Annotated in this window: 1 protein-coding gene; it reads right to left on the bottom strand. The window is 47.2% G+C overall.

Features of this window, described 5'->3' with window-relative positions; translation table 11 throughout:
* Positions 1 to 301: glycosyltransferase family protein (locus SB660_RS19760; RefSeq protein ID WP_410583965.1), on the bottom strand; the 301-nt coding region annotated here is incomplete at both ends.

The raw sequence follows: 301 nt of genomic DNA, 5'->3' as shown, positions 1-301 counted from the left end.
ATACCCACCCGCAACCGCTATCCGTCACGCGTTCTGCGAGAGTCGGAAAATCGAATACAATTGAAGGTAAACCGACACTCCAAAGTTCCGTGAGTGTGTGGCAGTAAGTTTCATCCCAAATGGAAAAAACAGCGCCGATATGTGGTTTTATCTCGGCCGCTTTTGCTGCGAATGACTCTCTCGCATAACGACCGTGGTTGACCAGTCTTGGATGAGACCTACCCAGATGATCTTGAATTCCGCCGAGAACATGAAATTCAATCTTGCCATCTGTATCCTTGTCGAGAAGGTTGTAAATTAC

Source organism: Bacillus sp. SIMBA_005, from assembly GCF_046535585.1.
GTDB lineage: Bacteria > Bacillota > Bacilli > Bacillales > Bacillaceae > Bacillus > Bacillus pumilus.
Note: the sequence above shows the minus strand (reverse complement) of the source record. Positions and strands in the feature narration are given on the sequence as shown.